The sequence below is a fragment of the uncultured Eubacterium sp. genome (genome assembly GCF_934295145.1).
Classification (GTDB): domain Bacteria; phylum Bacillota; class Clostridia; order Lachnospirales; family Lachnospiraceae; genus Eubacterium_I.
Genome location: NZ_CAKRAS010000072.1, coordinates 1 through 12,635, shown reverse-complemented (window position 1 = coordinate 12,635; position 12,635 = coordinate 1). Strand labels below are relative to the sequence as shown.

General features: G+C 43.7%; 9 protein-coding genes and 1 riboswitch. Of the genes, 8 read left to right on the top strand and 1 reads right to left on the bottom strand.

The window, feature by feature from the left end:
* The first annotated feature begins 151 nt into the window (after positions 1-151).
* The 6 genes from Q0I54_RS11890 (at position 152) to Q0I54_RS11865 (ending at position 7,310) form a co-directional block, all read left to right on the top strand.
* Positions 152-1,072, top strand: a complete 921-nt coding sequence (locus tag Q0I54_RS11890; protein ID WP_296118881.1) for a carbohydrate kinase family protein — start codon at positions 152-154, stop codon at positions 1,070-1,072.
* Between the two features lie 135 nt (positions 1,073-1,207).
* Positions 1,208-1,413, top strand: a riboswitch (cobalamin riboswitch).
* Between the two features lie 238 nt (positions 1,414-1,651).
* Positions 1,652-2,878, top strand: a complete 1,227-nt coding sequence (locus tag Q0I54_RS11885) for a sirohydrochlorin cobaltochelatase (RefSeq protein ID WP_296118879.1) — start codon at positions 1,652-1,654, stop codon at positions 2,876-2,878.
* 138 nt (positions 2,879-3,016) lie between these two features.
* Entirely contained in the window at positions 3,017-3,586 is a 570-nt protein-coding gene (locus Q0I54_RS11880) for a hypothetical protein (RefSeq protein ID WP_296118878.1), read from the top strand.
* A gap of 15 nt (positions 3,587-3,601) precedes the next feature.
* The gene (locus Q0I54_RS11875; RefSeq protein WP_296118877.1) at positions 3,602-5,119 is read left to right on the top strand and encodes an ABC transporter substrate-binding protein; all 1,518 of its coding nucleotides are present in this window, start codon (positions 3,602-3,604) and stop codon (positions 5,117-5,119) included.
* 86 nt (positions 5,120-5,205) lie between these two features.
* Positions 5,206-6,210: an iron ABC transporter permease gene (locus Q0I54_RS11870; protein WP_294784597.1), complete on the top strand. Its 1,005-nt coding sequence runs from the start codon at positions 5,206-5,208 to the stop codon at positions 6,208-6,210.
* Positions 6,207-7,310 carry an ABC transporter ATP-binding protein gene (locus tag Q0I54_RS11865; RefSeq protein ID WP_296118875.1) on the top strand — a complete coding sequence of 368 codons (1,104 nt, stop codon included), beginning with the start codon at positions 6,207-6,209 and terminating at the stop codon, positions 7,308-7,310. The genes Q0I54_RS11870 and Q0I54_RS11865 overlap by 4 nt, the downstream gene beginning before the upstream one ends.
* A 106-nt stretch (positions 7,311-7,416) precedes the next feature.
* On the opposite strand, the gene Q0I54_RS11860 is transcribed toward Q0I54_RS11865, so the two are convergent.
* Positions 7,417-8,757 (bottom strand): uracil-xanthine permease family protein, encoded by a 1,341-nt coding sequence (locus tag Q0I54_RS11860; protein ID WP_296118873.1) that lies wholly within the window; start codon positions 8,755-8,757, stop codon positions 7,417-7,419.
* 359 nt (positions 8,758-9,116) lie between these two features.
* Between Q0I54_RS11860 and upp the strand changes: the two genes are divergently transcribed.
* Positions 9,117-9,746 (top strand): uracil phosphoribosyltransferase, encoded by a 630-nt coding sequence (gene upp / locus Q0I54_RS11855; RefSeq protein WP_296118882.1) that lies wholly within the window; start codon positions 9,117-9,119, stop codon positions 9,744-9,746.
* Between the two features lie 158 nt (positions 9,747-9,904).
* Positions 9,905-12,475, top strand: coding sequence for a glycoside hydrolase family 3 protein (locus tag Q0I54_RS11850; RefSeq protein ID WP_296118871.1), 2,571 nt, complete (start codon positions 9,905-9,907; stop codon positions 12,473-12,475).
* The last annotated feature ends 160 nt before the right edge of the window (positions 12,476-12,635 follow it).

Here is a 12,635-nt window from a genome sequence, read left to right as displayed (position 1 = left end):
AGTTACGTGGAGGATTAAAAGACTTTCATTACTATTTGTGCCGCCGACTTGGCGGTGGAATGGAGATTATTATGAAATTTAAAATGATTCATGAAAACTATAATGTATCTGACTTAGAGCGATCCATTAAATTCTACAAGGAGTAAAACACATGGGAATCGTAGTTATCGGAGATGTATTTATTGATATCAAAGGATTTTCAACATCTACCTATATTCCGTACGGAAGAAACCTTGGAACTATCGAGAAGATCCATGGCGGTGTAGGCAGAAATGTTGCAGAAGATATTGCAAATGTTGAGCTTGAACCGACTTTTATTGGAGCAGTAGATGATGATTCTATTGGTGAGGAGGTTATTCAGAAGCTAAATCGACATAAGGTTGATACCAGATTCATGAAAAAAGTAAAAAATGGTATGGGAACATGGCTGGCGGTATTTGATCATAAAGGTGAAGTAGTAGCATCTGTGTCCAAACGCCCGGATCATAAACCGATGTGTGAAATTCTGGATGAGCATGGCGATGAGATTTTCCAAAATGCTGACAGCATTGCCATCGAAATTGATATGGATCAGGATGTAACAAAAAAGACCTTTGCATATGCCGAGAAATATAACAAGAAAGTATATGCGTTGGTTTCTAATATGAGTATTGCAGTTCAGCGGAGGGATTTTATTCGAAAAACAGGATGCTTTGTGTGTAATCAGCAGGAGGCAGGAATTTTGTTTTCTGATAACTATGAGAATGTCACACCAGAAGAACTGTGTGCTATTTTACCGGAGCGTATCCGTTCAGCAAAGATTCGGCAGATGGTTGTGACGATGGGTGAATCAGGTGCGGTTTATGCAACGCAGGAAGGCGATGCTGGTATTTATCCGGCACTGAAAGTAGACGTTGTGGATACGACTGGAGCCGGAGATGCGTTTTTCTCAGGTGTCTGCATTGGGCTGACATATGGAAAAACATTGCGTGAAGCTTGTGGAATTGGTACCCGCTTGGCATCTACTGTTATATGTACCTCAGAAAATATTTGCCCGCGTTTTATGCCGGAAGAATTTGGTGTAAGAAAATAAAATTTGCATGATGTCTGGGGTTGAATTATAGCATCTGATATGATATGATAGCTTCAAGTTCATAGAGAAAGATAGTTGGTGCCATGCACTTGCAGGTATTACGGCAAAGATAGTCAATAGCAGTTCAAAACGATCGGGGAAATGTTTTTGATCTGTCCGAAAACTGTAAGAAGCAAAAGTATGGTTAAAAGGGAAACAGGTGTAATTCCTGTACGAAACTCGTCACTGTGATAAGGAAGTGCAGATTCAGAAATTGGTCACTGATGCATATAGCATTGGGAAGGCCGAATCTGTATGTAGATCTTTAAGCCAGGAAACCTGCCAGTTGTCTGGTACCGGATATATTCCAGAATCACGAGTTATTGATTGTGCTGTTTTTTTGAACAAAATGATTGATTATTTACAGAAGATAGGATTGCTTCACTTGGATTATCCGAGTGAAGTATTTTTGCTTTTGATAGGAAATCATGACAAATTTCTGAAAAATAACAGATTGTCAGCTGTGTTAACACCGCTTTTCCGGAAAAGACCGTGCCCTGTGAAGTAAAAAACTATAAATAATTAAAAGGAGAAGGACACATGAAAAAAAGAATGGTTGCCTTAATGGCAGTATTTACCATGGCAGTTGGCTTAGTTGCAGGTTGTGGAAACAACAATGCAAATGCAGGAAAGGATGCTGCAGTAAGTGCATCAGAAGATGGAAGCGCAGCAGCTGAGGAAAATGATGACCAGGCAAAAGCTGATGAGGTGGCTGATCTGATCGATGCAATTTATGTTCAGGAGAGAACAGACAAGACAGACGAACAGTGTGCAGCTGCAAAAGCAGCATGGGATAAACTGACAGATGCTCAGAAAGAATTAGTAGAAGGCGAGAATGCTGATCCGGATTATTTTGGCAGAGATACAGGTGATGCTTCCAAGGATGATCCGCTGAATCAGGATGAGATCGGTGAGAATGAGATTCTTGTTGTAAGTTTTGGAACATCTTTCAATGACAGCCGTGTAGCTGATATTGGTGGTGTTGAGAAAGCAATCCAGGCTGCAAATCCGGACTGGTCCGTAAGACGTGCATTTACTGCACAGATCATCATCAACCACGTACAGGCAAGAGATGGTGAGAAGATTGATAACGTAGATCAGGCTCTTCAGAGAGCTGTTGATAATGGCGTAAAGAACCTGGTTGTTCAGCCGACACACTTAATGCATGGTGCTGAGTATGATGAACTGGTAGCAGGACTTGATAACTACAAAGATAAATTTGAATCTGTAACTGTTGCTGAGCCGTTACTTGGCGAAGTAGGAGCAGATGCAACTGCTGTAAATGAAGACAAAGCAAAAGTAGCTGAGGATATTACAGCAGAAGCAGTAAAGACAGCTGGATATGACTCTCTGGATGCTGCAAAAGCAGACAGCACAGCTTTCGTATTTATGGGACATGGTACTTCTCATACAGCAAAAGTAAGCTACAGCCAGATGGCTTCCCAGATGGCAGCACTTGGCTATGAGAACGTATTTATCGGAACTGTTGAAGGTGAGCCGGAAGAGACAGCTTGTGAAGCAGTTATCGAAGCAGTAAAAGAAGCAGGATACAAAAACGTTGTATTAAGACCGTTAATGGTTGTTGCAGGTGATCATGCAAACAATGATATGGCAGGCGATGATGACGATTCCTGGAAGAGCATGTTTACAGCAAGCGGAAACTTTGATAAGATTGATACACAGATTGCTGGTTTAGGTGAGATTGAAGCTGTTCAGCAGATTTATGTGGATCATACAAAAGCAGCTATTGACTCTTTAGGTAAATAAGAGATACATAGCGCAGTAAAAAGTAAAAAATGACATCCAATCTCACAGCAGGAATGATTCTTTCGTTCCTGCTGTGAGTTGCATATGGAAAAGATATGTTAAAGCGGACGTAAAATGATATGACAGGAGGATGAATACATGAAAAAAAGAATTGCAATGTTAGCGGCAGTATTTGCGCTGACAGTAGGCATGCTTGGCGGATGCGGAAATACTGCGCAGCCGGCGGCAGACAGCACAAAGGAATCTGTAGATCAGACGGATACAAGTGCACCAGACGAGACAACGAATGATAAGACAGATGCGACAGAGCAGACTTCCACTGATGCGCAGACACCGGCACTGGAAGATGGAATTTATGATGCAAAATTTGACACAGACAGCAGCATGTTCCATGTCAATGAGGCAAATGACGGACGTGGCACTTTGACAGTAGAAAATGGAAAGATGACCATGCATATCAGTCTTGCATCAAAAAATATAGTAAATCTGTTTGTTGGAACTGCAGAGGATGCACAGAAAGACGGTGCAGAACTTTTAGAGCCGACCACAGATACTGTCACTTACAGTGATGGCACTACTGAAGAAGTATATGGATTTGATGTACCGGTAGAAGCACTGGATCAGGAATTTGACCTTGCAATCATAGGAAAAAAAGGAACCTGGTATGATCATAAAGTCAGTGTATCAGACCCACAGAAAGTAGAGTAAAGGATTTTTCAACGGATGAAGAAGAAAATTGCGGCAGTCATTTTGGCTGTCATGGTAAGTGTTACCGCACTGGCCGGATGCGGGACAAAGGAAAATAATACACCGGCAAGTTCTTCTGATCTGAGTGTCAGTGCAGATGCAGAAGATCAGACTGCAGATGCAGGGACACCGATGCTGGAAGATGGCGCCTATTCTGTCAATGTGGAACTAAGCGGCGGCAGCGGAAGAGCGACAGTGGAATCTACTGCAACGGTGAATGTAACTGATGGTCAGGCCATGGCGACAATTGTATGGAGCAGTACGTATTATGATTATATGATCGTCGATGGGGAAAAATATTTAAATGAAAACGCAGGTGGAAATTCAACCTTTACATTCCCAATCGATGGAGTTCCGTGTGAAATGGATGTGATTGGAGATACCACTGCCATGAGCACACCTCATGAAATTGAATATACACTTACCTTTTCCTTCCCGGAAACGGTAAGTTTTAATGATCTGAAATGCGAAGGGCGCATGAATCTTGCATATGCGGATCAGTTTAGTGTGGAACAATATGGAGCTTACAAAATGATAACGATCGTTGACAGCGGTCGTTATTTGCTTGTCCCGAAGGGGATGTCTGTTCCGGCAGATATACCAACTGATGTTGTAGTTTTGCAGCAGCCGCTGACAGATGGATATCTTGTATCCAGTGCAGTTATGGATCTTGTATGCAAGACAGGAGCTCTTTCTGATATTAAGTTTACCGGATTGAAGGAAAAAGACTGGTATGTACAGGAAGCAGCAGATGCTATGAAAGCGGGAGATTTAGTTTATGCAGGAAAATATAATGCACCGGATTATGAACTTTTGCTTGGAGATGGCTGTAAATTTGCCATTGAAAATAGTATGATCCTGCATAATCCGGAAGTAAAAGAGAAACTTGAAGAACTCGGAATCCCGGTTTTGATCGAGCGTTCCAGCTATGAAAAACATCCGCTTGGACGTCTGGAATGGATTCGTCTGTTTGGCGTGTTGTTCAATCAGGAACAGAAGGGAACCGAATTTTTCCGTGCGCAGGTAGAGCGAGTGCAGCCGATTCTGGAAAAAGAGAATACCGGTCGTACGGTTGCCTTTTTTGCGGTATCTTCCGATGGAACGATTACGGTTCGAAAACCGAATGATTATGTGTCCTCTATGATCGATCTGGCCGGTGGAGTGTATTCTCTGAATGGCTATATAGAGGAAGAAGAAAATGCGTTGTCTACATTGAAAATGCAGATGGAAGATTTCTATGTGGCAGAGAAAGATGCAGATATTTTGATCTATAACGGTACGATTGAAGGTGAGTTAAATTCTATTGACGAGTTGATAGCAAAGAATAGTCTGTTTGCAGACTTTAAAGCGGTACAGTCAGGAAATGTTTATACAACCGGCAGTAATTTTTATCAGGAAACAAGCGCAACCTGCGATTTTATCGAAGATTTGAACAAGATTCTGACAGACAGCAGTGACACTGATTATCGTTTTATCAGAAAGTTACAAAAATAATAAAAATAGAACATGGCACTTTCTGAATAATGGAGTAGTTATTTCCAGGAATGTGTGAAAAAGAGAAGGTAAAGGAAGTTAGGGAAGTGAAAAAACGGTATATAATAACATTTTTAATATTTATCTGTGCACTGATCGCACTTTTTCTGTGGAATGTAGGCGTGGGAAGTGTCAATATGTCTCTGGGAGATTTTTTTACACTGTTTGGAAAAGATGGCAGTGATTCCACATTATATCAGATTGTGTGGAAAATCAGGTTGCCGCGTATTGTAGCGGCTATTCTGCTTGGTGGGGCATTATCTGTATCCGGATTTTTGCTTCAGAGCTTTTTTCAGAATCCAATCGCAGGCCCGTATGTATTGGGAATTTCTTCCGGTGCAAAGTTGGTGGTTGCATTGACTATGATCATATGTCTGCAGAGAGGCCTGACATTGAATTCCGCGGGAATGGTCGTTGCTGCATTTGTAGGTTCCCTGATTGCTATGGGATTTGTCCTGTTGATTTCTTTTCGGGTTTCTAAGATGTCGCTTCTGGTAGTGTGCGGTATCATGATTGGTTATATTTGTTCCGCAATTACAGATTTCTGTGTGACATTTGCGGACGATTCCAATATTGTGAATCTACATAACTGGTCACTGGGAAGTTTTTCTGGTATGACATGGGAAAACGTGCGGCTGATGGTCGTATTAGTTGCGGTTGGTGTGGTTATTACTTTCCTGCTTGCAAAACCAATCGGTGCATATCAGCTGGGGGAGACTTATGCGAGAAATATGGGAGTAAATGTAAAAGCACTGCGAATTGGTTTGATTCTGCTCTCAAGTATGCTGTCAGCTTGCGTTACAGCGTTTGCTGGCCCGATTTCTTTTGTTGGAATTGCTGTCCCTCATCTGGTAAAATTAATGACCAAAACAGCAAAACCGATCATTTTGATTCCGGGATGTTTTTTGTTTGGTGCTGTAATCACATTGTTTTGTGATGGAATTGCAAGAACACTATTTGCACCGACAGAAATCAGCATAAGCTCTGTGACAGCAGTATTTTTGGTACCGGTAGTCATTGCAGCAATGCTGAGAAAGCAGGGGAACAGATGATGGAACTGAGAACAGAAAATTTAGTGGTCGGATATGATAAAAATCCGCTGATAAAAAATGTAAATCTATGTGTAAAATCCGGGGAAGTGCTGACATTGATCGGCCCGAATGGAGCCGGAAAATCCACAATTTTAAAAACAATAACAAAGCAGCTGAAAATTCTTGGCGGAACGGTATATCTGGGAAAAGAATCCATGCATACTATGCGTGACAGTGAAATTTCCAAAAGCCTGTCCATGGTGATGACGGAACGGCTGCAGACAGAACTCCTCAGTGGACGGGATGTGGTAGCATCGGGACGTTATCCATATACCGGAAAATTTGGTATTTTATCAGATGACGACTGGGCGAAAGTCGATGAGGCCATTGCGCTGGTACATGCACAGGATGTGCAGAATCAGGATTTTAGAAAAATGAGTGACGGACAGCGTCAGCGTTTGATGCTGGCCAGAGCGATTTGCCAGGATACGGATATTTTGCTGCTTGACGAGCCAACGTCATACCTAGATATGGGATTTAAATTGGATATTTTGGCAAATATCCGCATGTTGGCCAGAGATCGGAATTTAGCAATCATTATGTCATTACATGAACTGGATCTGGCACAGAAAGTATCAGATACGATTGCCTGTGTAAAAGGAGATCACATCGACCGCATTGGTACACCGGAGGAAATTTTTGACGGTACGTATGTGCAGGAATTATATGGAGTATCGGATACCAGTTTTGATCCGGTCACCGGCGAGGTGTTTTTAAATCCCTTCAGAGGCATTCCGCAGGTGTTTGTCATAGGCGGAGGAGGAAGCGGTATTGCAGTATATAATCGTCTGCAGCGGCAGAGTATTCCTTTTGTGGCAGGTATTTTACAGGAAAATGACAGGGAATTTCAGACGGCTCGGGCACTGGCAAGCGAAGTGATTTCCCAGAAAGCATTTTATCCACTCGAAGAATCCCAGATGGCAGATGCAAAAAAATGGATCGATCAGTGTGAATCATGTATTTGTACACTGGATCCAGCGGAATTTGGTCCATTGAATGAAGCAAATCGGCAGCTTATGGAATATGCGAGAGAGAAGGGAAAATTGGAAGTAAGACATTGAGATAAATAAGAAAATGAGAAATATTGTATTTTCTCACATGAATCATATTACAGGAAAAGTCGTTGACCATTCAAGAGATGAATAGTCAACGACTTTTTTGTATGGATTATCTTTTTTTGGAAGAACTTTCAAACTGATATTCATTTCCCGGAAGAATTGCATTCAGCACGATACCAACGATAGCGGCCAGAGCAAGGCTTGTCAGTGTGATGGCTGTACCGCCTACGTGGAAAGTCAGTCCGTTTGAAAAACCGAGACCGCAAACAAGGATACAAGCTGCGATAACAAGGTTACGGGATTTTGTCAGGTCTACTTTATTTTCAACAACGTTGCGGATACCGACAGCTGAGATCATTCCGTAAAGAATAAAGCTGATACCACCGATGATCGCAGCCGGAAGAGAACTGATGATCTCTGCCATTTTCGGGATGAAGCTTAAGATAACGGCATAGAAAGCAGCCAGACGGATAACGCGCGGATCATATACACGGCTCAGTGCCAGTACACTGGTGTTTTCGCCGTAAGTTGTGTTTGCCGGTCCACCAATTAAAGCAGAGAGTGCAGTTGCAAGTCCATCACCAAGCAGTGTACGGTGAAGTCCCGGCTCCTCGATAAAGTTCTCTCCTACTGTTGCAGAAATGGCAGAAATATCGCCGACATGCTCCATCATGGATGCGATGGCGATCGGTGCCATTGCAAGGATAGCTGTGATATTGAACTTACAGAGGAAGAACTGTGGTACGCCCACGATGGCTGCATCAGCCACACCGCTGAAGTTTAAGATGGCGCTTCCGTCTGCGCATGTCATTCCTGCAGCGTTCATGATCAGAGCTGCCACATAGGATACGATAATGCCCATCAGGATCGGGATGATTTTGAACATTCCTTTTCCCCAGATATTAAAGATAATAACAGTGGCAAGTGCGATCAGTGCCAGTGGCCAGTTTGTGGAGGCATTGGAGATCGCGGAAGGTGCAAGGCTCAGTCCGATACAGATGATGATCGGTCCGGTTACAACCGGCGGAAGAAAGCGCATCACCCGACGTACACCGATGACCTTGATGATCAGGGATAATACCAGGTAGAGCAGACCGGCGATCAGGACACCACCACATGCATATGGAAGTTTTTCACCATAGCTCATAGTTGAAAAAATTCCGGTATCCAGGTTTGCAACGGTCTGGAAACCACCCAGAAATGCAAAAGAGGAACCGAGGAATGCCGGTACTTTAAAACGTGTCATTAAGTGGAACAGAAGCGTTCCGATTCCGGCGCAGAACAGGGTTACCTGAATGGATAAGCCTTCGCCATGGAAGTATGTGTTTACCAGAACCGGAACAAGGATGGTTGCACCGAACATGGCAAACATATGCTGAAGACCAAGGATCAGCATTTTGGGAAGCCCAAGCGTCCTGGCATCGTAGATGCCGTTTTCGTTTGTTTTCATAAACTCATTCTCCTACTATTTTTATGATAATTTTTAGTTACAAATCTGACAATATACAAAGCTTTTTAATATCAGACTCTAACAAATCAGTATAACGGAAAGTATAGGAGAGAGCAAGGAAATTTTAGACTTCTGTTCACTTCAATCCGAATCCATTAATCTGAGTTGAGGAAGTCTCTTCTGCAAGGAGAAACTATCTTCTGTAAATGGGAAGCATAACAAATTTCCTTCAGTGGAAGTTGCAAATACTGGCATGAGGAGAACTTTGGACACATAAGGATTTCGGTTGACTTATAACTGAGAATCCGTTATTCTTGAAGAAATGAGAAGCATTATTAGGAGGTTTTTTTATGGAAAAAATGGAAAACGTATTTATTATGAATCATCCGCTGATCAAGCATAAAATATCTATGATTCGTAACAAAAATACAGGAACAAATGAGTTTCGTAAACTAATCGAGGAGATTGCCGTACTGATGGGATATGAGGCACTTCGTGATCTGCCGACAGAAGATGTGGAGATCGAGACTCCGATCGAGAAATGCAAAAGCCCGATGATCGCAGGTAAAAAGCTGGCCATCGTACCGGTCCTGCGTGCAGGTCTTGGTATGGTAAATGGTGTAACAACTCTGGTTCCGTCCGCAAAGATCGGACATATCGGTCTGTACCGTGACCCTGAGACGCATGAACCGCATGAGTATTACTGCAAATTGCCGGATCCGATCGATCAGCGTCTCATTGTAGTGGTAGATCCGATGCTCGCAACCGGTGGCTCTGCTGTGGCAGCCGTTGATTTTATCAAAAAACATGGCGGAAAAAATATCAAATGCATGTTTGTTATTGCTGCACCGGAAGGCGTGAAGAAACTGCATGAGGCACATCCGGATGTTCAGATCTACATCGGACAGCTTGACCGTGAATTGAATGACCGTGCTTATATTTGCCCGGGACTGGGGGATGCCGGAGACCGTATTTTCGGTACAAAATAAAAAAGTGAAAATGGTATGTGAATGCAGTAAGCAAAGCGACTGCATTCATGAGCAAGTAGCCAAAGCGGGTTGCGAATGTCCGCTTTACAGGCATACAAGCAGAAGGCGTAGGTATGCTTCGGCATCGTTGCGCCTTTTCTTTTTTGAGGAGGGTTATCATGAAACTGCGAAAAAGAGGGTACGTGGGAACGACATCCACAGAAATGTCACAGCGTGAAAAAGACAATGCCATTCTTGCAAGGGAAGCGGCAGCGGAAGGTTTTGTTTTATTAAAAAATGAAGCACAGACGCTGCCATTGAATCCGGGAACAAAAATTGGTCTGTATGGTGCGGGAGCGATACGCACTATCAAAGGAGGAACAGGTTCCGGAGATGTCAATAACCGATATAATATCAATATTTATGAGGGATTGAAAAATGCAGGGTATGAGGTCACAAGCGGAGATTGGCTGGACAGCTATGACAGTTGTTATGTGCAGGCACGGGAGAACTGGAAAGCAGAAATTTTCCGGAAATTGAAGGAAGAATGCAACGGAAACTTTTTTGAATCCTATTCCACAACTCCGTTTTCCATGCCGGCAGGAGCGCCAGTTGATGCGGCAGCAGCAAAAGCAGATGGCGCAGCGGTTGGTATGTATGTACTTGCCCGGATTGCAGGAGAAAATGCAGACCGCCGGGATGAGCCGGGGGATTATTATATTACAGAAGAAGAACGGGCACAGATCGCGGCGTTATGTGAAGCCTATGAAAAAGTCATTCTGGTAGTAAATACCGGTGGCTTGATCGACCTTGCATTTACTGATGAATTTCCAAATGTTACAGCAATCCTGCAGTTTGTGCAGGCAGGTCAGGAGGGCGGAAATGCGCTGGCAGATGTGATCTCAGGCAAAGTGACTCCTTCCGGAAAAATGACGGATACCTGGGCATTGGACTATATGGATTATCCGAATGCGGCATATTTCAGCCATAAGAGCGGCGATGTTTACCGGGAAGAATACAAAGAAGGCATTTATGTCGGATATCGGTATTTTGATACGTTTGACATTCCGGTGCGTTACAGCTTTGGCTATGGATTGTCTTATACAGATTTTGCCATAAAAGTAACAGGTATTTCAAAACAAACATCTGCACAGGGAAGGCTAATATTGTCAGTCTCTGTGGATGTGACAAATATCGGAACAAAGTATTTCGGAAAAGAGGTTGCGCAGGTGTATGTTTCCTGTCCACAGGGAAAACTGCCAAAAGAATTTCGTCGTCTGGCGGCTTTTGGAAAAACAAAAATTCTGGCGCCGGGTGAGACGCAGTCACTTACACTGACCATGGATCTGTATCAGCTGGCTTCCTATTCCGAGGAACAGGCGGCATGGCTGCTGGAGGCAGGTACTTACGGTATCTGGGCGGGAAGTGCGTTATCCGCAGCGGCTCTTTGTGGCACATTTGAGCTGGATGAAGATAAGGTGCTGGTACAGTGCGAGCACATTTGTCCATTAAAAGAAAATTTGGAAGAACTGCAGCCAGACAAGGAGAAGCTGGAAGAAAAACAGAAAGCCTGGGTGCAGGAAGCAAGTGAAAAACAGCTGCCTCAGTTACAGATTTCAGCAAAAGATCTGCGCACAGAGACGGTAGCTTATGAAGAATTACAGGATCATTATCCGGGCAGAGCCGGTGAGATCGTGGATCAGTTATCTATAGATGAATTGATTGCATTAGCCACCGGAGATCCGGCAAAGGATCAGGGAGCAAGTGCGCTCGGTTCAGCAGGACAGACCGTTCCGGGTGCAGCGGCGGAAACCGTCAATGTAGCGGAAAAAGATTCTTATAATGTGGCAAGTATCGTGCTTGCTGATGGACCGGCAGGCTTACGTCTGCGTAGTATCTATCAGGTGCGGGAGGACGGAAGTATCGACGGTGGAGATTTTCTGGATGGTTTTGAGAACGGTTATTTCGCAGAGCCGAAGGAGCCGACCGGAACGGTATATCATCAGTATTGTACCGCCATCCCGGTAGGAACTTTACTGGCGCAGAGCTGGAATCTAGAGCTGATGAAAAAACTTGGCCAGATGATCGCCGGAGAGATGAACGAATTTGAAGTGACTTTGTGGCTTGCACCGGGCATGAGCCTGCACCGGAATCCGTTGTGTGGCAGAAACTTTGAATATTATTCCGAGGATCCGCTGCTGGCAGGTATGATGGCTTCAGCCATGACACTTGGCGTACAGTCAGTGCCGGGGTGCGGCACAACGATCAAACATTATGCCTGCAACAATCAGGAAGATAATCGTATGGGTTCCGATTCCATTTTATCAGAACGAACTTTACGTGAGATTTATCTGAAAGGATTTGAGATTGCGATCCGTAATGCACAGCCGATGGCGATGATGACGTCTTACAACCTGATCAACGGCGTGCATGCGGCAAACAGTTATGATATCTGTACAAAAGCTGCCCGTGATGAGTGGAGATTTGAAGGTGCCATTATGACAGACTGGACAACGACCACAGATTCTACCGCCGGTGAGTGTACGGCAGCAGGTTGTATGAAAGCCGGAAACGATATGGTTATGCCGGGTGATATACGGGATCATGCAAGCATCCGTCAGGCATTAGAGGATGGCTCTCTGGATATCCGGGAACTGAAACGTTGTGTATATCATACGGTTAAAATTATACTGCAGTCGAATCAGTATGAAGATGCAGTAAGTTATGAGAAGCAGTTTAACAAGAGCTAGCAAGAATTCTCCTTCCTCTACAGGTGAGAGATGAATTGCAAAATAAATACAGAAAATACAGGCAGAACACTTGTTCTGCCTAAGGGGATATAGTATAATATAATCAGTCGGAACGATGGAAAGCGAGGCTGATCATATGGAAAAAATAACTCATAATATA

Coding starts and splice junctions, on each gene's coding strand:
- Q0I54_RS11890 (WP_296118881.1), top strand. CDS start 152: ATGGGAATCGTAGTTATCGGAGATGTATTTATTGATATCAAAGGATTT.
- Q0I54_RS11885 (WP_296118879.1), top strand. CDS start 1,652: ATGAAAAAAAGAATGGTTGCCTTAATGGCAGTATTTACCATGGCAGTT.
- Q0I54_RS11880 (WP_296118878.1), top strand. CDS start 3,017: ATGAAAAAAAGAATTGCAATGTTAGCGGCAGTATTTGCGCTGACAGTA.
- Q0I54_RS11875 (WP_296118877.1), top strand. CDS start 3,602: ATGAAGAAGAAAATTGCGGCAGTCATTTTGGCTGTCATGGTAAGTGTT.
- Q0I54_RS11865 (WP_296118875.1), top strand. CDS start 6,207: ATGATGGAACTGAGAACAGAAAATTTAGTGGTCGGATATGATAAAAAT.
- Q0I54_RS11860 (WP_296118873.1), bottom strand. CDS start 8,757: ATGAAAACAAACGAAAACGGCATCTACGATGCCAGGACGCTTGGGCTT.
- upp (WP_296118882.1), top strand. CDS start 9,117: ATGGAAAACGTATTTATTATGAATCATCCGCTGATCAAGCATAAAATA.
- Q0I54_RS11850 (WP_296118871.1), top strand. CDS start 9,905: ATGAAACTGCGAAAAAGAGGGTACGTGGGAACGACATCCACAGAAATG.